The organism is Caulobacter sp. SLTY, assembly GCF_009905535.1.
Taxonomy (GTDB): domain Bacteria; phylum Pseudomonadota; class Alphaproteobacteria; order Caulobacterales; family Caulobacteraceae; genus Caulobacter.
The window spans coordinates 26581-45445 of sequence record NZ_JAAALA010000002.1; the positions used below are offsets into that span (position 1 = coordinate 26581).

The 18865-nt window shown below is 68.9% G+C and carries 19 protein-coding genes and 1 pseudogene; 9 read left to right on the plus strand and 11 right to left on the minus strand.

Annotated elements, in window-relative coordinates:
• Position 1: 1 nt before the first annotated feature.
• Positions 2-607: a TetR/AcrR family transcriptional regulator gene (locus tag GVN21_RS01345; protein ID WP_166572905.1), complete on the plus strand. Its 606-nt coding sequence runs from the start codon at positions 2-4 to the stop codon at positions 605-607.
• Positions 608-755: 148 nt separating this feature from the next.
• On the opposite strand, the gene GVN21_RS01350 is transcribed toward GVN21_RS01345, so the two are convergent.
• The 5 genes from GVN21_RS01350 to GVN21_RS01370 form a co-directional block, all read right to left on the minus strand.
• Positions 756-1577, minus strand: a complete 822-nt coding sequence (locus GVN21_RS01350) for an enoyl-ACP reductase (protein WP_166572906.1) — start codon at positions 1575-1577, stop codon at positions 756-758.
• Between the two features lie 54 nt (positions 1578-1631).
• Positions 1632-2789 (minus strand): FAD-dependent oxidoreductase, encoded by a 1158-nt coding sequence (locus GVN21_RS01355; protein WP_166572907.1) that lies wholly within the window; start codon positions 2787-2789, stop codon positions 1632-1634.
• 245 nt (positions 2790-3034) lie between these two features.
• Complete coding sequence (fabB, locus tag GVN21_RS01360; protein WP_166572908.1) at positions 3035-4246, minus strand: beta-ketoacyl-ACP synthase I; 1212 nt, start codon at positions 4244-4246, stop codon at positions 3035-3037.
• Positions 4247-4303: 57 nt separating this feature from the next.
• Positions 4304-4825 carry a 3-hydroxyacyl-[acyl-carrier-protein] dehydratase FabA gene (gene fabA, locus GVN21_RS01365; RefSeq protein ID WP_166573047.1) on the minus strand — a complete coding sequence of 174 codons (522 nt, stop codon included), beginning with the start codon at positions 4823-4825 and terminating at the stop codon, positions 4304-4306.
• Positions 4826-4907: 82 nt separating this feature from the next.
• Entirely contained in the window at positions 4908-5447 is a 540-nt protein-coding gene (locus GVN21_RS01370) for an SH3 domain-containing protein (RefSeq protein WP_166572909.1), read from the minus strand.
• A 111-nt stretch (positions 5448-5558) separates the two neighbouring features.
• Between GVN21_RS01370 and GVN21_RS01375 the strand changes: the two genes are divergently transcribed.
• Both GVN21_RS01375 and GVN21_RS01380 read left to right on the plus strand, forming a co-directional pair.
• Entirely contained in the window at positions 5559-6545 is a 987-nt protein-coding gene (locus GVN21_RS01375) for a D-glycerate dehydrogenase (protein WP_166572910.1), read from the plus strand.
• Positions 6546-6622: 77 nt separating this feature from the next.
• Entirely contained in the window at positions 6623-8707 is a 2085-nt protein-coding gene (locus tag GVN21_RS01380; protein WP_166572911.1) for an alpha/beta fold hydrolase, read from the plus strand.
• A gap of 88 nt (positions 8708-8795) precedes the next feature.
• Here GVN21_RS01380 and GVN21_RS01385 read toward each other — a convergent pair whose 3' ends face one another.
• A complete protein-coding gene (locus GVN21_RS01385) occupies positions 8796-9776 on the minus strand; it encodes an alpha/beta hydrolase (protein WP_166572912.1) in 981 nt (326 codons plus the stop codon).
• On the opposite strand from GVN21_RS01385, the pseudogene GVN21_RS20650 reads away from it, so the two are divergent.
• A pseudogene (locus GVN21_RS20650) lies at positions 9775-10506 on the plus strand (HWE histidine kinase domain-containing protein); the annotation flags it as partial. The gene GVN21_RS01385 and the pseudogene GVN21_RS20650 overlap by 2 nt on opposite strands.
• 190 nt (positions 10507-10696) lie before the next feature.
• Here the strand turns inward: GVN21_RS20650 and GVN21_RS20655 are convergent.
• The 5 genes from GVN21_RS20655 to GVN21_RS01410 all read right to left on the minus strand — a co-directional run bounded on the left by GVN21_RS20655 (position 10697) and on the right by GVN21_RS01410 (position 15086).
• Entirely contained in the window at positions 10697-12292 is a 1596-nt protein-coding gene (locus GVN21_RS20655; protein WP_240902703.1) for an MATE family efflux transporter, read from the minus strand.
• 33 nt (positions 12293-12325) lie between these two features.
• Complete coding sequence (locus GVN21_RS01395; RefSeq protein WP_346764199.1) at positions 12326-13012, minus strand: M23 family metallopeptidase; 687 nt, start codon at positions 13010-13012, stop codon at positions 12326-12328.
• A 113-nt stretch (positions 13013-13125) separates the two neighbouring features.
• Positions 13126-13527 (minus strand): hypothetical protein, encoded by a 402-nt coding sequence (locus GVN21_RS01400; RefSeq protein ID WP_166572915.1) that lies wholly within the window; start codon positions 13525-13527, stop codon positions 13126-13128.
• A 75-nt stretch (positions 13528-13602) separates the two neighbouring features.
• Positions 13603-14547 (minus strand): SMP-30/gluconolactonase/LRE family protein, encoded by a 945-nt coding sequence (locus GVN21_RS01405; RefSeq protein ID WP_166572916.1) that lies wholly within the window; start codon positions 14545-14547, stop codon positions 13603-13605.
• Positions 14548-14615: 68 nt separating this feature from the next.
• A complete protein-coding gene (locus GVN21_RS01410) occupies positions 14616-15086 on the minus strand; it encodes an NUDIX domain-containing protein (protein ID WP_166573048.1) in 471 nt (156 codons plus the stop codon).
• Positions 15087-15293: 207 nt separating this feature from the next.
• On the opposite strand from GVN21_RS01410, the gene GVN21_RS01415 reads away from it, so the two are divergent.
• The 5 genes from GVN21_RS01415 to GVN21_RS01435 all read left to right on the plus strand — a co-directional run bounded on the left by GVN21_RS01415 (position 15294) and on the right by GVN21_RS01435 (position 18714).
• Complete coding sequence (locus GVN21_RS01415; RefSeq protein ID WP_166572917.1) at positions 15294-16031, plus strand: SDR family oxidoreductase; 738 nt, start codon at positions 15294-15296, stop codon at positions 16029-16031.
• A gap of 10 nt (positions 16032-16041) precedes the next feature.
• Positions 16042-16452 carry a dihydroneopterin aldolase gene (gene folB, locus GVN21_RS01420; protein WP_166572918.1) on the plus strand — a complete coding sequence of 137 codons (411 nt, stop codon included), beginning with the start codon at positions 16042-16044 and terminating at the stop codon, positions 16450-16452.
• A gap of 20 nt (positions 16453-16472) precedes the next feature.
• Entirely contained in the window at positions 16473-17015 is a 543-nt protein-coding gene (locus tag GVN21_RS01425) for a hypothetical protein (protein WP_166572919.1), read from the plus strand.
• An 83-nt stretch (positions 17016-17098) separates the two neighbouring features.
• Positions 17099-17500, plus strand: a complete 402-nt coding sequence (locus GVN21_RS01430; protein WP_166572920.1) for a hypothetical protein — start codon at positions 17099-17101, stop codon at positions 17498-17500.
• A 146-nt stretch (positions 17501-17646) separates the two neighbouring features.
• Positions 17647-18714: a tetratricopeptide repeat protein gene (locus GVN21_RS01435; RefSeq protein WP_166572921.1), complete on the plus strand. Its 1068-nt coding sequence runs from the start codon at positions 17647-17649 to the stop codon at positions 18712-18714.
• The last annotated feature ends 151 nt before the right edge of the window (positions 18715-18865 follow it).

Sequence of the window (18865 nt, forward strand, 5' to 3'; positions counted from 1 at the left end):
CATGCCCCGTCTCGTCGGCCAGATCGACAGCAGCAAGACCGAAGCCATCCTCGACGCCGCCGCCGAGGTGCTGGCCGAACGCGGCCTGGCCGCCCCGATCGAGGAGATCGCCCGCCGCGCCGGGGTGTCGAAACAGACGATCTACAACCGCTACGGCGGCAAGACCGAGCTGATCCAGGCCCTGGTCGAAAAGCGGGTCGACAGCATCACCGCCCCCCTGCGCTCGCCCGGCGCCGAGGAGCATCCGGAAGAGACCCTGGCCGCCTATGCGCGCAGCCTGCTCGTGGTCATCGAGAAGGGCGGCTACAGCCTGATGCGGCTGACCATCCAGAGCGCCGGCGAGCTGCCGGAACTTGCGCGGGAGGTCTATGCCAATGGCCCGATGCGTTCCCGCGGCCAGTTGGCTGAGTATCTGGAGCTGGAAACCCGCGCCGGGCGGATGAAGGTCGAGGACCCCATGCAGGCGGCCGAATTCTTCGGCGGCATGGTAATGGCCAACCGCCAGATCCAGGCGTTGCTGCGGTTGCCGACCGGGCTGACGGAGGCGGAGATCGACCGGCTGGCGACAGAGGCGGCGCGGATATTCATGCGAGCGTATTCGGTTTAACGGGGGACTGGATCGCGGCGAAGCCGTGTTCCCGTCCCCGGCTTGCGCCGACCTTGAGCGCAAGCGCCCTCCGACCGAGTCCGGAACCGGTCGCCGGCGCTGACGGGGGACAGGTAGGCCGCAGAGCGGCCAACCAGTCCCCAGGTAGCTACCCCGCCTGGTTCGCGAACTCGTCCGGCAGGCCGATCATGTGGAAGCCGGCGTCGACGTGGATGACCTCGCCGGTGGTCGAGCGGCCCAGGTCCGACAGCAGCCACAGCGCGCAGCCGGCGACCCCCTCCATCGAGGTGTCTTCCTTCAGGGCGCTGAACATCCGGCCCTGGCTGAGCAGGCCGCGGCCACCGCTGATGCCGGCCAGGCTCAGGGTGCGCATGGCCCCGGCGCTGATGGCGTTGACCCGGATGCCCTTGGGACCGAGGTCGCGGGCGATGTAGCGGGTGGCCGCTTCCAGGGCCGCCTTGGCGACACCCATGGTGTTGTAGTTGGGAATGACCCGCTCGGACCCCAGGTAGGTCAGGGTGACCATCGCGCCGCCCGGCTTCATCATCTTGGCGGCGCGGTTGGCCGCGTCGACGAAGGAGAAGGCGCTGATGTTCATCGCGGTCAGGAAGCCTTCCCGCGTGGTGTTCTCGACGAAGCTGCCCTTCAGCTCGTCCTTGTTGGCGAAGGCGATGGAGTGGACCAGCACGTCCAGTTCGCCGAACCGGCTCTGCAGGTCGGTGAAGGCGGCGTCCATCGAGGCGTCGTCGGTGACCTCGCAGGGGATGAAGTCCTCCACCCCGATGGCTTCGCCCAGGGGCCGGACCCGCTTTTCCATATCCGGCAGGTAGGCGAAGGCCAGCTTTGCGCCCTGGGCGGCCAGCTGGGAGGCGATCCCGTAGGCGATGGAGTTGTGGTTGGCCACGCCCATGATCAGGGCCTTTTTGCCCGCCATCAGGTCGCCCTTGGGGAAGCTGTAGTCTTCGGCCATGCGCCGCGTCTCCTCGAAGCTTTCGGCGGGTTATAGGGCCTTGAACGCCGGAGGCTAGGCCTTGGGCGCCTCGAAAAGAGGGGCGATGGTGCGGATGGAGGCTTCCGCCTCGGCCAGGTCCGGCGTCTCGTCCTCGGAGCCATAGCCCCACATTTCGCTGTCGCCGCCGTACTGGACGACGATCCCGTCCGGCCGGGGCAGGACATTCACATGCCGATAGTAGAGCCCGTAGCGGACCTCCGGCTGGGGGGCGAGCCAGGTGATCTGGCCGCGCACGGGGATGACGGTCTCGTCTCTCCACAGGGCGCGGGCGCCGTAGCCGGTGCAGTTGACCACCACCCTTTCCTTCAGCCGGCCGAGATCGGCAGGGGTGTTGAAGGTGCGGGTCTCGATCCGGCCGCCCTCCAGCAGGAAGTCGCTGGTCAGCAGGTGGGCCAATTCGGCGACGTTGAACTGCATCGAGGTTCCGTGCCGGGCGCGGGCGACGGGGAAGGGGTGCTGCGACGGCTCCAGGTCGTTCCAATGCGGGGCGAGATTGCGCAGGGGCACGCCGAAGAAGCGGATGTCGGGGACGGTGGTCGGGCGCTGGGGGAAGGTGACCCCCGGGTCCGGTCCGTCGAACAGGGTGTATCGGTCGGTCCAGGCCACCGGCTCGCCGGGCAGTCCCAGCAGGGTCTGGAAGGCGGCGTAGGAGGTGCGGGCCATCTGCTCGTAGAGGGCGGGGAAGGCGGCATCCACCTTGGCGGCGTCGGCGACGCGGCTGTCTGGGCTCCAGGTGCCGGTGGCGCGGGCCGAGCGGGTGTAGGGCGCGCGGTCCTTGGCGTAGATGGTCACCTTGGCGCCGGCGCGCAGCAGGGTGAGCGCGGTGGTCAGGCCGATGGCCCCGCAGCCGATGACGGCCACCTCTTTGACCCCGCCTTCCAGGGCCTTGCCGGCGGCGATCTGGGCGCTGCCCCAGGAGAGGGACCAGCCGCTGCCGCCGTGGCCGTAGTTGTGAACCACCCGCTTGCCGGCGACGCGCTCGACGTCGAGGCGGGGGCCGGCGGCGCGGAACGGCCGGACACAGACGGTGATCTTGGTGATCCGGTCGACCTCCATGCGCAGCGGCGCCAGCGGCGGGACGACGAAGCGGGGCTGGGCAAGGACGCGGGGCGCGAGGCCGGCGGCGCCGAGGCCAAGCAGCAGGGTGCGACGATCAGGAGCGAGGCGCATGAGCGGAGGCTAGCGCGATATCGGTCCTGATAGGGAGTGCGGAGTTGATGCAGTTCGCTCTCCGCCCCCGAGAGGGGGCGGAGGACGGTTCGGAGCGCGAGCGACGGACCAGGAGGCGGGGCAGCGCCGGCGGTCAGGTATTAACGGTCCACCGGCGGTGGGGACCCCCTCGGTTTGGCTCGCTTGCAGCGCTCGCCAAATCCACTCCCCCATTTCATGGGGGAGAGCAATGAGCTAGCCGCCGCCTACACCCGGCTCATGATCAGGCAGCCGTTGGTGCCGCCGAAGCCGAAGCTGTTGCTCATCACCGTTTCCAGCGGCTTGTCCGACCGCGCGGTCAGGATCGGCAGGTCGGCGAATTCCGGGTCGAGGTTTTCGATGTTGGCGCTTTCGGCGGCGAAGCCGTTGTTCAGCATCAGGATCGAATAGATCGCCTCCTGCGCCCCGGCGGCGCCCAGGCTGTGGCCGGTCAGGGACTTGGTGGAGCTGATCAACGGGGCGTTCTTGCCGAACACGTTGCGGACCGCGGTGGTCTCCTTGGAGTCGCCGACCGGGGTCGAAGTGCCGTGCGGGTTGAGGTAGTCGATCTTGCGGTTGCCGGCGGTTTCCAGGGCCAGCTTCATGCAGCGCTCGGCGCCCTCGCCCGAGGGGGCAACCATGTCGAAGCCGTCGCTGTTGGCGGCATAGCCGACGATCTCTCCATAGATCTTGGCGCCTCGAGCCTTGGCCCGCTCATATTCCTCGAGCACCAGGATGCCGGCGCCGGCCGAGATGACGAACCCGTCCCGGTCCTTGTCGTAGGCGCGGCTCGCCGTCTTCGGCGTGTCGTTGAACTTCGAGGACATGGCGCCCATGGCGTCGAACAGGTTGGACAGGGTCCAGTCCTCCTCCTCCGTACCGCCGGCGAAGATGATGTCCTGCTTGCCGAAGGCGATCTGCTCGTAGGCCGAGCCGATGCAGTGGGTGGAGGTGGCGCAGGCCGAGCTGATCGAGAAGTTGAGGCCGCGAATCTTGAACCAGGTGGCGAGGACGGCCGAGGGGCCGCTGCTCATTGCCTTGGGCACGGCGAAGGGGCCGATGCGCTTGGGACCTTTTTCGCGGGTGATGGCCGCCGCCTCGACGATGACCTTGGTCGAGGGGCCGCCCGAGCCGACGATCAGGCCGGTGCGCTCATGGCTGATCTCGCCCTCTTCCAGGCCGGCGTCGGCGATCGCCTGTTCCATGGCGATGTGGCCATAGGCGGTGCCGGCGGCCAGGAACCGGGCGGCGCGACGGTCGACCATGGCTTCCCAGTCGATGTCTGGCACCGCCTTGACCTGGCAGCGGAAGCCCAGCTCGGCATAGTCCGACGCAAAGGTCGTGCCGGGTTTGGCCTCGCGCAGGGAGGCGAGCACCTCGTTGGCGTTGTTTCCGATCGACGAAACGATGCCGATGCCGGTGACGACAACACGCCGCATGCCTGCTCCTTAAGTTCCCTAAGACGACTGAACGTTCGTTCTTCTGTTTTGGACGCGTCAGACCATGGTCGCGGGGTCGAAAAGCCCCACGCGCAGGTCCTTGGCCTCATAGATAGGCTTGCCGTCGGCTTCCAGAACCCCGTCGGCGATCCCCATGACCAGTTTCCGCATGATCACCCGCTTGAGGTTGATGCGGTAGACCACCTTCTGGATGTTCGGGGTCACCTGGCCGGCGAACTTCACCTCGCCGACGCCAAGCGCCCGGCCCTTGCCCGGGGCGCCCGACCAGCCGAGGAAGAAGCCGACCAGCTGCCACATGGCGTCCAGGCCCAGGCAACCGGGCATCACCGGGTCGCCGATGAAGTGGCACTTGAAGAACCAGAGGTCCGGATTGATGTCGAGCTCGGCGACGATCTCGCCCTTGCCGTAGTGGCCGCCCTCGTTGGTGATCAGGTTGATCCGGTCCATCATCAGCATGGGGGGAGCCGGAAGCTGGGCGTTGGCGGGACCGAACATCTCGCCGAGGCCGCAGGCGATCAGGTCGTCGTAATCGAAGGAAGACTTGCGGTCCTGGGTCATGAACATCCAAAGCCGCGCCTGTGGCGGCGGTTCCTCAAAACAGACTGTTGGGGGCGCGGGGTAGCACGGCGCCCTTCCCGTCTCAACCTGCCGGAACCTTGACGCCCTCGCAGCCGGGTTCCGGCCCGCCGCCCCAGACCTCGCCCTCGGGGGCCCAGCCCTTTTCGCCCCCGGCCTGCAGCCGGCTCCAGCCCTTGGCGTTCTTGAGCTGCAGCGCCACGGCGCCGGATCGCAGGTAGGCCACGACCTTCGCCCCCGGCTTGGGCTCGGCCAGCAGCGGCAGCTCCCCCGGTTTCACCCGCATGACCGAACGGGCGGTATCGACCATCTGGGCCTTGACCCAGGCGGTCCCGCCCTGCGGGTCGCGAACCTTGCGCCATTCGCGGCTCTCGGCGACCACCAGCAGGGGCAGATTCTTCACCCGCCAGGTCCACAGGATGCGGTGATCTTCTCCGGGACCATTGCGGGCGTTGACCTCTCCGGACTTCAGGGAGACGAACCGGGGCACCGGAAAACCGGACTTGGTCTTGCAGCGGGTCGCCTGGGCCTCGCCGCAGCCGGCCAGGGCCAGGGCCAGGGCGGCCAGGGCCGCCAGAACGGCCGCTGCGCGCGGCTTCAGCATCGCGTCTCTCCGGCAATCGATGGTCCGCAAGTCGCTTGGCCCTCCCGGCCCCCTTTGATAAGGGTCAATCGACGCCCGCCCGGGCGGCGCCCCTTGCCTTCCAAAAGCGTCATGCCCGCCAAAAGACTCAAAGTCATTGTCACCCGCAAGCTGCCCGATCCGGTGGAAACCCGGATGCGGGAGCTGTTCGACACCGAATTGAACGTCGATGACAAGCCCATGGGCGGCGAACAGCTGCTCGATGCGCTCGGCCGCGCCGACGTGCTGGTGCCGACCATCACCGACCGGCTGGATTCGCGCCTGCTGTCGCGGGCCGGCGAGCGGATGAAGCTGATCGCCAATTTCGGCGCGGGCGTGGACAACATCGACGTGGCCACCGCCAACCAGCGCGGCATCATCGTGACCAACACGCCCGGCGTGCTGACCGAGGACACGGCCGACCTGAACATGGGGCTGATCATGGCCGCCAGCCGCCGGGTGGTGGAGGGCGCCAACGTTGTCCAGTCGGGGGATTTCCACGGCTGGTCGCCGACCTGGATGCTGGGCCGCCGGATCTGGGGCAAGCGGCTGGGGATCATCGGCATGGGCCGCATCGGCCAGGCCCTGGCCCGCCGCGCCAAGGCCTTCGGCCTGTCGATCCATTATCATAACCGCAAGCCCGTCAGCCCCCGGATCGCCGAGGAGCTGGAGGCCACCTACTGGGAAAGCCTCGACCAGATGCTGGCCCGGATGGACGTCATCTCGGTCAACTGCCCGCACACCCCGGCCACCTATCATCTGCTGTCGGCCCGCCGGCTGAAGCTGCTGCAGAGCCATGCCATCGTGGTCAACACGGCGCGGGGCGAGGTGATCGATGAGGGCGCCCTGGCCAATATGCTGGCCCGCGGTGACATCGCCGGCGCCGGCCTGGACGTCTATGAGCACGAGCCGGCGATCAATCCCAAGCTCCTGAAGCTGCCCAACGTCGTGCTGCTGCCCCACATGGGGTCGGCCACGGTCGAGGGGCGGATCGACATGGGCGAGAAGGTGATCGTCAACATCAAGACCTTCATGGACGGCCACCGGCCCCCGGATCGGGTCATTCCGTCGATGCTGTAGCGCCGATCGCGCTCCGCGCTTGACGGCGGACATTACAGAACAGCAATCTTCGCTCCCAGGGTATCGGGAGCGCCCCCTTGCAGCTCACTCGCCGCCAGCTCGCGGCCGGGATCCTCGGCGCGGGCTTTGCTATTCCGCCTCTCAGCCTGGAGGGCGTGAGGGCGGCCGAGCCCATGGCGGCCGCGCCGTCCGCATCGGCCAAGCCGCCGGAACTGGACGAGCTGTTCAAGCCGGCCGGCCTGCTGGACGTGGCCCTGTCGCCGGACGGGACCCAGATCGCCTCCCTGCGGGTGGTGCATGAACAGGTTCCCAACCCCAACACCGCCCGGGGCGAGCCGAAGACGATCCGCAAGAACACCGCCTTCGTTCTGCTCAACCGCTCCGCCGACCTGACCGCCAAGCCGACCTATGTGCGGGTCGGGGAATTCGAGGTGGAACAGGTCGAATGGGCCAGCAACGCGCGGCTGTTGATCTGGGTGGTCATGCGGCATGACCAGAAGGGCAACCTCTACGGCCTGCAGTCGGGCTCCTACTTCTATCCGCTGCCCGTCCGGCGGGTGCTGTCGGTCGGGGTCGACGGCGCCTCGCCGGTGGTGCTGTTCGGCAACCAGCCCAAGGCGGTGAGGCGGGAATTCGACCTCGGCAACCTCGTCGACCGCCTGCCCAAGGAGGACAACTACGTTCTGATGCAGAAGTGGGAGTCGGGTCGGGGGTGTTATGGCCTCTACCGGGTTAATGTGATCACCGGCGAGGCCCAGCTGTCGGAGCTGGGCGTGAGGGCGACCGACGGCTGGTACATCCAGGATGGCGCCCCGGTGCTGCGCTTCGATTCCAACACCCGGGGCACCAGCTTCAGCGTCTACGGCCGGGCGCCGGGCGAGGAGCACTGGAAGCTGATCCGCAGGACGCGGCGCAACGAGATGCAGCGCTATACCGACATCGACGTGGTCGGCTCAACCCAGGAGCCGGGGGTGCTGCTGGTCTCGCACCGGGCGGAGGAGGAGGAGTTTTCCTCGATCAAGCTGTTCGATATCCGCACCCTGGCCATGGGCAAGCCGTTCAAGGCCATCGAGGGCGCGGACGTCACCGGCGTGGCGATGGACGAGGCCGATCGGCTGATCGGGGTGTCCTACAAGCGGGACCGCCAGGAGTACGGCTTCCAGGATCCGGACCTGGCCCGCCACTATCGGGCGCTGAACCGCTTCTACAAGGACGAGTGCAACCTGGCCCTCTACGACGCCAGCCTCGACCACAGCCACTTCCTGTTCCAGGTCACCGGGCCGCGCCAGCCGGGGCAGTTCGTCTACTACAACGTCAAAACCCGCCACGTGGACGTGCTGGGCGACCAGTATGAGCACCTCAAGCCCGAGCGGCTGGCGCGGATGGAGACGCTCCAGGTCGCCTGCCGCGACGGGGCGAAGATCACCGCCTTCCTGTCGCATCCGATCAATACGACCGGGCCGGCCCCGATGGTGGTGATGCCGCATGGCGGGCCGGAGGTTCGCGACTATTTCGACTACAACGTCTGGGTCCAGGCGCTGTGCGCCAAGGGCTGGCTGGTGCTGCAGCCCAACTTCCGGGGCTCGGGCGGCTACGGAAAGAGCTTTGGGGAGGCCGGCCGCAGGAACTGGGGCGACCGGATGCAGGCGGACGTCGAGGATGCGGTGGCGCAGGTGGTGGCTTCGGGCGTCGCCGACCCGAAGCGACTGGCGATCATGGGCGCCTCCTACGGCGGCTATGCGGCCATGATGGGGGTGGTGCGCCAGCCGGCGCTCTACCGCTGCGCCGTGGCCATCGCCGGGGATTTCGACCTGATCGACTCCCTGGCCTTCTCCCGCAAGGAGGACGGGGCCGACTCCGAGACCTATGCCTACTGGGTGTCCAGCATGGGCGACCCCAAGACCGACCAGGCGCTGCTGCGCGCCCACTCGCCACGGCAGCGGGCCGAGGAGATCCAGGCTCCGGTGCTGATGATCACCGGCACGGACGACACCATCGTGTCGCCGGAACAGTCGCGGGCCATGGCCAAGACCCTGAAGAAGGCCGGCAAGCTCTACGAACTGATCGAGCTGGAAGGCGAGGGCCACAGCGGCTGGTCGGAGAGCAACCGCAAGAAGGTGCTGGCCGAGTCGATTCGGTTCATCGGCAAGGCCTTCAGTTGAGGCCACAGTTGTAAATCTCCCCGGTTGACGACACCGTGCGGTGCGGGGCAACCTCGCCGTCGGATTCCTCGATGGCGTCCTGAAATAGTCAGGGCCTGGCCACGGGCAGCGCCTTGAGCCAGGCGTCCAGATCGGCGGCGGAGCGGTCGGGGATCTGTTCCATGGGAACGTGGCCGACCTTTTCGTAGACGATGACCTTCGATCCGGGGATGGCCTCGCCGAACTTGCCGGCCGCGGCGACGGGGATCAGCAGGTCGGTGTCGCCGTGGAGGACCAGGGTGGGGACCGTGATCTTGGACAGCTCGGCCTTGGTGGCGTAGCGACGGCGGTCGGGGCCAGAGTTCATGCCGATGATGATCTCCTTGTGGCCGGGGGCGCGGGACATCTCGACATAGCGGGCGACCATGGCGTCGGTGGCCATGTCCGGGGTCGGCTCGAAGGCCGAGCGCAGGCCCTGGCGGGTGATCGAGGTGGTGTCGATATCCTTCAACAGGAAACGACCGACCGGATTAGCGAGGATCTTGAAGGCGATGGGCGAGCCCTTGCGGTCGCCCTCGGCAGGCCAGCCGGCGGCGTTGACCAGCACCAGGCCATTGAGCCGCTCAGGGTGGTTGAGAGCGTACTGCCAGGCGACGCCGCCGCCCATCGAGTTGCCGGCCAGGGTGAACTTGCCAAGCTTCAGATGGTCGGCGACCCCGGTGACCGCGTCGTCGAAGGCGGTTTCGGTGAGCAGGTAGCCCTTGGGCGATCGGGTCAGGCCGAAACCCGGCAGGTCGAGGGTGACGATCCGATAGTCTTTGCCCAGCCGCGCCACCCAGGGCTCCCAGGTCTCCAGGTTGGCCGCGAAGCCGTGGACCAGCACCAGCACCGGTCCGTCCGGATTGCCCTGGTCGCGGTAGTGGACCCGGTGGCCGCCGGGCAGATCGACCCATTGGCTCTCGGCGTTGGCGTACTTCTTTTCCAGCGTCTCCCAGGGGATCTCGCCGCGCCGCAGGCTGAGCCAGCCGACAACGGCCACCACGAGGATGAGGGCGACGAGGCCCAGCAGGATCCTGCCCAACAGTTTCATGGCTCGCCCTCCCCAGAGCATTGGTTTGGCGGGAGGGTATGTCGGATGGCGATTGTCGGGTAGCCGCTTTCGCCGGAGGCGATGTGCCGATAGGTTGTCGCCAGGCCCCTTTGGCGCGAGCACCTCCCTGTCCGACCCCTCGAACGATGCGCGTCTGGAAGCGGTGCTGGAGGCGATCTCCGACGCCTTCTACGCGGTCAGTCCGGACTGGAAGTACGTCATCTTCAACGGCGCGGCGGAGGCCTATTTCGGGGTCTCGCGGCGGGATGTGCTGGGCAAGGACATGTGGGAGGTGTTCCCGCAAGGCGTCGGCACACCGTTCGAGATGGTCTGCCGCCGGGCCATGGACCAGCGCAAGAAGGCGGCGTTCGAGAGCCCCTCACGATGGCGCCCCGACAGGACGGTGGAGATTCGCATCACCCCGATGACCGACGGCGGCATCGGCGTGTCCCTGCACGACATCACCGAGCGCAAGCGGGCGGAGGAGGCGCGGGAGCTGCTGGCGCGGGAGGTGGACCATCGCAGCCGCAACGCCCTGGCCGTGGTGCAGGCCATCGTGCGGCTGACCGACGCCCCGGACATCGAGAGCTACAAGGAGGCGGTGTTCGGCCGGGTGGCGGCGCTGGCGAGGGCCCAGGGGGCGCTGGCCGACCGGCGCTGGGAAGGGGCGCCGCTGGACATGCTGGTCGGGGAGTCGATGAGCGTGCTGACCACGCCCGAGCGGTTCAGCATCGCCGGGCCGGCGGCGCATCTGCGCCCCCAGAACACCCAGCCGGTCAGCATGCTGATCCATGAGCTGGCCACCAACGCCAGCAAGTATGGGGCGCTGTCGACTCAGGACGGCCGGGTGGCGATCAGCTGGGCGGTCGACGCGGACGGAGCCCTGACCCTCGACTGGATGGAGACCGGCGGGCCGCCGCTCAGCGGTCCGGGCCAGCCGGGGTTCGGCTCGCGGCTGATGACCCAGCTGGCCCGCCAGATGGCGGCGAGTCTGACCCAGACCTGGGCCCCGGAGGGCTTGCGGGTGCGGTTGGCGATTCCGGCGCCCCAACCACGGGATTGAGAGCCGTCCGGGTCACCACGGCCCGTTCGCGCGGCAGGCCATGGCCGGTGTCCGGCGCCTCGCCGCCGGGCGAGCGGTCGTCGAGCATCCGCGCCTGTTTCCAGCGGCCGGCCTTGTAGTAGGCGGCCGACAGGGCCAGGGCCACCGCCGACCCGAAGGCGAAGCTCCACCAGACCGCGTCCGCCCCCCAGACCGGCTCCAGCAGGTAGGCGAAGGGGATGCGGACGAGGATGATCGACAGGGCCAGGATGACCAGCGGCGGCCAGACATCGCCCGTCGCCCGCACGGTGGCGAACAGCACGATGGTCACGCCGAAGGGAATGAAGGTCCACACCGCCAGGGCGTTGATATGGACGGCGATCGCCACCGCCTGGGGGTCGGTCGGCAGGAACAGGCTCATGGCCGGACCGGCCACCGCATAGAGCACAGCCACCATGGTCCCGGTCAGCAACAGGTTGAAGCCGATCCCGGCGCGGGTGACGCGGGCCACCCGATCCCAGCGGCCGGCGCCGACATTCTGGGCCGCCATCGAGGATACCGCCGCCCCGATAGCCAGGGCCGGCATCTGCACATAGGTCCACAGCTGGGCCGCCACCCCGTAGGCGGCGGCGGTGCGCGAGCCGAAGCTGTTGACCAGGCTCATCACCACCAGCGCCGAGGCGGAGATGACGATCATCTGCAGCCCCATCGGCAGGCCCTTGGCCACCAGGGTGCGCAGCAGGACGGGATCGGGCTTGAGGTAGGCGAGGTCGGGGCCGACCAGCCGCAGGGGGTGCTTGCGGACGTAGAGCAGGATCAGGAGGGCGACGAGCGCGATGGCCTGGGAGATCAGGGTGGCCATGGCGGCGCCGGCGATACCCATCTCCGGGAAGGGCCCAAGGCCCAGGATCAGCACCGGGTTGAAGGCCAGGTCCAGCACCACCGACAGGCCCATGAACTGGAAGGGGGTGGTGGAGTCGCCGGCCCCCCGCAGGATGGTCATCAGCAGGGCCGAGAAGTTCATCAGCGGCAGGGCCAGGAAGATGACCCGCAGATACGCCCCGGCCAACGGCAGGGCGTCGTGCGGCGTGCCCATCAGGCTGAGGATGGCGTCGGTCCCCAGCCAGCCGCCGACGGCGAAGATCACCGAGATGGCGAAGAAGAAGGTCAGGCTGGTCCCGACCACCCGCCGGGCCAGCACCTCGTCGTCGCGCCCGTAGGCCTGGCCGACCAGGATGGTGGCCGCCATGCCGATGCCGAACACTGTGCCCAGCAGCAGGAACAGCACCAGGTTGGCGTTGGAGGTCGCGGCCAGCGCCGCCTCCCCCAGGAAGCGCCCGACCCAGACGGCGTTGATCGAGGCGCTGAGCGACTGGAGGACGTTGGTCCCCAGCACCGGCAGGGCGAAAACCGCCAGGGTCCGCGCGATGGGACCCTCGGTCAGGTCTCCGGCGCGGTGGTGGGGAGGGGGCATCCTTTCCCAATACGCCGCATCGGTCCGAAGTTCCTACCCCCTGGCGGGCTTGATCCGCACCTGATGGGCCAGGATCAGATCCGTGGCGTTGAGGCGGCCGAGACCGTCGCGGCTGATTTCCAGGTGCACATGGTCTGTGATGCCGGGGTAATGGGACTGCAAGCTGACCACCGTGCCGATGCGTTCCCCCAGCCGCAGGGCCTGGCCGACGGTGACCGTCGGATCGACGTAGAAGGCGCGGGCGACATAGCCGAGTGCGGGGTTGCTGATCTCCACGAACCGCAGGGAGTCATCGCCGGCGTAGGCGAGGCCGATCTTGGTGACGAAGCCGCTGATCGGACTCAGCACCGCCTGGCCGGCGGTGGCCGCATAGTCGACCCCCTCGTGCTGGCGAACGCCGCCGTCCCGCGAGGCGCCGAAGCCGCCGCCGCCGAAGTCGTCATGGCCGCGCGGGGCCATGCCGGTGGGGTTGGCGAAGTCCGGGGCGCCGTCTCCATCGATATCGAGACCGCGCCAGACGATCTTCATGGCGGGCTGGGTGACTTGTGGTGCGGTCTTCTTCATCAGTCGCTTGACCGGGGCGAGGATCCCGCCGTCCTGGCGGGCCAGGGCGGTGGGGGCGCCGGCCAGGGCGAGCGCGGCCACCGGGCTGAAAATCAGCGCAAGGCCGATCACCTGGGCCGGCGCAGAGCGCCAGCCCTTCGAGATATTACGCGGCACTGGAAATCCAATTCTCGGGGGAGGGGAAGGATGATGCAAGGCGGCCAATACCCCCAAATTGAGGCGCTCATCCGGCCACATTGTTGCGACCTAACGCCGCTTTCCGAGTTAGATCAGCGGTTTAGGTGTGGTGAGGCGTCGCGGACGATGGCCACGCCGGCGATCCGGTCGCCCTCGTGGAAGACCCTTGCGGCGGGGTGATGGCGCAGGCGGAGGGTGCGCGGTCCGATCCATCGCATCTCGACCTCCGGCCCGCCCCAGGCTTCGGTCGGCGCGGCGCCATGGTCGGCGTCAATGACCAGAGCGTTCCCGCCTACGGGATCGAGCGCGGCGCCGGCGGCCAGAATGGACACCTGGCTGCTGAAGCCTGTTGTCGCGCCGCAGTTTCGCTCGAACAGAACCGCCTCGAGCCGCCCGTCCGGAGACGCCAGACGCCGGATTTCCGTGTTGACGCAGAGGCCCGTCTCGCCGCAACCGGCGGTCAGAACCAGTGCAAGAAGACAAAGGTATCGCATCGCCCACCCCTTTTCCGGCTGAAAGGATGCGCAATGCCGAAGCAGGCGCGGTCGGCCGACCGGCGCCGATCCCGACTACCTTTGATGCAGCATCGCCATCCCGACCACCGGGCTGCGGGCCTTCAGCACATAGGGGGCGCGGATCGAGCCGATGTAGAGGTCCTTCAGGTCCGCGCCGCCCCAGGTGACGTTGGTGGGGTGGTTGATGACCTGGCCGGAGGGGTCGTGGCACACGGTTTCGACCGCGCCGGAGGTGGTGATCGCCACCACCTTGTTGGCGGCGGGCAGGCAGACCCAGAGGTTGCCGTCGGCATCCATGCCCACTCCGTCGGTATAGCCGAGATCGTCCTCGTGACCGCTGGAGGCGGCGGCGTCGACCACCGCCTCGGCGCCCAGCAGGCGGCCGAGTTGGGGACCGTAGCGCTTGCCCTCGCCCAGCCAGCCGCCGGGCAGGACCTCGAAAGCCATGACGTCGGCGGCGCTGGTCTGGGCGCAGTAGAGGGTGCTGTCGTCGGCGCTCAGGGCCAGGCCGTTGGGGAATTTCAGCCCCTCGGCGACCACGCTGGCCGAGCCGTCCGGGCGCAGTACGAACAGGAAGCCGTCGGCGCGGCCGTCCAGCGCCTGGGGCCAGGTTTCAGCGTGGGTGGAGTTGGCGCACCAGATGTTTCCCGCCCGGTCGACGACCGGATAGTTGGCGCTGGTCAGTCGTCGGCCCTCGACCTCGGTGAGCAGGGTTTCGTGGAGGCCGCTGACCGGGTCGAACCGCTGCAGCGGGCCGTCCTCGCGGTCATAGATGCCGAAGTTGGCGATCAGCACCCGGCCCTGGGCGTCCAGGTTGATGCCGTTGGGGGCGCCCCCCTTGGGGCCCAGGCGGGTGAAGGACCCGTCTGGGTGGATCTCAGCGACCGCGCACTGGTGGTCGGAGGCGAAGATGCGGCCGTCGTGAGAGACCACCACGTCCTCGGGCCGGTCGATGCCCTCGGCGATCCTGCTGAAGGCGGCGGTCTCGATCCAGGCCATGCGGCGCTCCCTGTGTGGTCCGCCTCTGCGGGCGGCGGCGGCGGCACTATTCCCGCTGGGCGCAGTGTTCACCAGAGGTCTTCGACCGGCCGGTCCAGCAGGGCCTCTTCCACGCGGCGGCGGTGACCGGGCTTGAGCCCCTCCGGCAGGGCGTCCAGCGCGAACCAGCCGACCTGCGAGACCTCGCCCCGGCTGGTGGCCAGGCAGGGTTCCCAGTCGGGGCAGCGGTAGACCAGGACGTGGTCGTTGGGATGGTGGGCGTGGTTGGAGTGCAGCGACAGCAGTTTCGGCGGCCCGGTGAGGCGGACGCCCGCCTCCTCGACCAGTTCCCGCTTCAGGGCCGTGATCGCCGTCTCGCCCTTCTCCACCCCGCCGCCGGGCAGGTACCAGCCGTGGACATAGGTGTGCTCGATCAGCAGCACCCGGCCCTCGGCGTCGGTGACTACGCCGCGCACGCCGAGGGTCAAGCCACGCGCCAGCTTGAACCAGGCGTAGACGAAGGGGCGGAGGAAGGGCTCGACCGTGCGGCGCCAGGACATCGGCGCAGCTTGAGGCAGGCGGCCGGCGCGCGCAATTGCGCTCTGGCGGTCCGGCTTGCCCTGGCGGTCTGGCGGGGCTAGGACCGCCATAACAGACTTCGGAGTTCTCCATGACCGGCTACATCGCCATTGGCGTGATCGTCCTGTTCATCGCCGTCCTCGGCGCCCTGAACCTCTACGAGTTCGGCAGCTTCGACTGAGCCGACCGTGCGGGGCGTCGCGCTCGTCACCGGGGCGGCCCGGCGTATAGGCCGCGCCCTGTCCCTGGCCGCCGCCGAGGCCGGCTATGACCTGGCCCTGCACCACCGCGCCGCGGCCAAGGACGCGGAGGCCCTGGCCCGCGAGTGCGCTGAGCGGGGGGCCAACTCTGTCATCCTGCCGGCCGAGCTGACCGAACCGGGCGCGCCGCAAGCCCTGATCGAAGCGGCGTTGCGGCTCGGCCCCCTGACCCTGCTGGTCAACAACGCCTCCCTGTTCGAGGACGACACCGCTCACAGCGCCACGGTCACGAGCCTGTCGGACCATATGGCGGTCAACCTCAACGCCCCCGTGCTGCTGGCTCAAACCTTCGCCGCCCGCGCCCCGGCCGGCAGCCTGATCGTCAACATCCTCGACCAGCGGGTCCTGCGGCCTAATCCGCAGTTCTTCAGCTACAGCCTCAGCAAGGCCGCCCTCTGGCGGGCTACGCAAATCATGGCCCAGGCCTTCGCCCCCGATATCCGCGTTAACGGCATCGGGCCGGGGCCGACCCTGGCGTCGATCCACCAGGCGCCGGGGGAGTTCGAGCGTGAGGTCGAGGGCACGCCGCTGGGCCGCGCCGTCGATCCGGGCGAGATCGCCGCCGCCCTGCGCTATCTGATTGACGCGCCCTCGGTGACCGGCCAGATGATCGCCGTGGACAGCGGCCAGCACCTGGGCTGGCGCACCCCCGATTTCCTTGACTAGAGGGGCCGTGATGGCCTTGACGCCCGCCAGCATTCCGACCGAACCGTCCGCCACGCTTTCCGGAAAGGTCGTGGTCAGCAAGATCTTCGTCCACGGGGTGCGCCTCGAGGCCGAGGTCGGGGTCTATCCCCATGAGCGGGGCCGCACCCAGCCGCTGATCGTCGATGTCGAGCTGGACGTCGCCTGGGCCGGCGCCGACCGGCTGGCCGACACCGTCAACTACGAGACCATCGTGGCGGCCGCGCGCGCCGTGGTCGCCGAAGGCCATATCGAGCTGGTCGAAATCTTCGCCGAACACCTCGCCGGCCGCTGCATGACCGATCCTCGGGTCACCCGAGCCCGCATCCGGGTGGAGAAGCCCGAGGCCTTGGCCCCGCACGCCGCCGGGGCGGGGGTCGAGATCACCGTGGTGCGCGGCTGAGCGGGCCACAAACAACAGGGTTGATCCATTCGGCGAAGCTGGGGCCGATCCAGCCGACAACCGTCTGGCGGCTCGAGGCCGGCGTGCTTGTCGAGGAGCAGGGCCGCCGCAGCCGACGCATCGACCTTTCCACCGTTCGCCGCCTGCACCTGACCCCGGCGCGGGGCCGGCTTGCGGCGGGCGCCATTCTCGGCCTTCCGCGTGGCAACCTGGGCGTCTATTCGGGCCAGGCCCTATCGCTGCGCCCCGGCCCGGCCCCGGACAGCTACGCCCCCTTCATCGCCGCCCTGGCCCGTGAGGTGGCGGAGGCCAGCCCCACGGCCCGGTTCACCGTGCCCGCCGTGGCCACCCAGGGGACGGTGGTCGGGGCCGCCGCTTTGCTGGGCGGCGGGGTGCTGGCGGTGGGCGGGTTCGCGGCGGCCGCGGGACAGCTGGACATTGGCCTGACCCTGGCCAGCCACATGGCCTTCGTCGCCATCCTGGCCCTGGCCCTCTTGCCCTGGCTGGACCGGGGCGCGGGGCGGTTCGATCCGCTGGCGATCCCGAAGGGGTTGCTGAGCTAACAGGGTTTTCATTTGCGGAACGGGTCCGCGCACCCAACATTCAGCTCATGCGCCATTCCGGCGCCGGAAGGACAAGAACCACAATGACCGACAGCGTCACCGTCGCGCGCCCGCACGAAGATCGGGTCGTCCCGGCCGTGATCTACGGCCTTTACCTGTTCGGGGCGTTCAGCGTCCTGCTGACCGTCTTCATCGGCCTGATCGTCGCCTATGCCCAGCGCGGCTCGGCGGGAGAGCGGATGGAAACCCACTACACCTTCCTGATCCGCACCTTCTGGCTGACCATCTGGTGGTTCGTCATCGGGATCGCCCTGATCCTGTTCGGCATCCCGCTGCTGATCGTGCTGATCGGCCTTCCGATGATCATAGTCGGCGGGGTGATCGTCAGCGTCGTGGGGATCTGGTTCATCGTCCGGACCTGCGTCGGCCTCTACTACCTGAGCCGGGACGAAGCCTATCCTCGCCCCATGAGCTGGCTGTTTTAAAGGCATATCGGCCGTCCGGCGCCCGTCGGACGGTCTTGCCTGACGCCCCCGTTCCCCCGACAGTTGTGGGGTTTTGACGTTGGCCTTCCGGCGCCGTCCGGATCGCCCGTCGGGACCCCTTCACGGGGAGCGGGGAGCGCTGGGTCATGGTTTCACGATTGATCGGACTGATGCTGGGGCTGCTGATCGCCGCCGCCGGCTGGATCATCGTCCGCCCGTTGGGCGAGATCGGGCCGGCCCTGCCGGTCGTCGACCTGGCGCAGTTCGAGGGCTTGCGCGCCCTGATCGGCTGGGGCGCCCTGGCGCTCGGCGGGCTGGCGGTGGTGGTCAACCTCTGGCCGGGTCGTGATAAGCCGCGCCGCCGGGCCGCATCTGGACCCTCCGCGACCATCACCTTCGCCGACGACCCGCCCGCGCCGCAGCCGGTCGCCAACCCGGCGCCGGAGCGACCGCTGCAGTTGATCGCCACGCCGATCGTCACCCCGACCGCCGCGACGGCTACGGCCGAACCGCTGGTGTTCGCGCCCGGCGCGCCGGCTCCGACGCTCGCGCCGGTTCCGCCCGCGCCCGTCACTGTCGCGCCGGTCGCCCAGAAGCCGCTGGCCGACGGCCCGGCCCAGGAAACCTTCGGCCAGCTGCGGGAGATGCTGCGCGGCAAGGTCCGCGCCGAGGCGTGGGGCGAAGCCGGCCAGATTCTCCAGCGCCTGCCCAAGCTGGCCCTCACCCACCGCGACCGCATGGCCGCCGCACAGGATCTGGGTGACTTCTGCCGCAGCCAGGGCCGGGTCGAGGACGCCTCCGAGGCTTATGGCCAGGCCCTGTCCTACGCCCGGCTGCTGCACGAGATCGAACCGGCCGACCCGGTCGGCGCCTCCGACCTGGCCGGCGCCCTGGTCAGTGTCGGCGACATGGCCGCAGACGAGGGCCGGCTGGACGCCGCCCTGGGGGCCTATGAGGAGGCGGTGTCCCTGCGCCGCCGCCTGGTCGCCGACCATGGCGCGCGTCGTCTCGACCGCCGGGCGCTCAGCCTCGCCCTGGAGCGCTTGGCCGACGCCCGCGAGGACCGCGGCCACCGGGTGAGGGCGCTGGACCTCTACCGCGAGAGCGCTGAGATCGCCGGCGCTCTGGCGGCGGAGGACCCGCAGCGCTACGGCGCGGATCTGCAGGGCACGCGGACGCGGCTGAGCGAGCTGGAAGCGCGGTTGAGCGTGTAGACGCGAACAACCCCAAAGCCCGTCATCCTCGGCCTTGTGCCGAGGACCCATTGGTCCGCGTGATGGAACGGTCGGGGTGCGTCTCCGGCCCGCGTGCAATCCCGCAGGCTCGTGCGAGCTGAACAGTGGGTCCTCGGCACAAGGCCGAGGA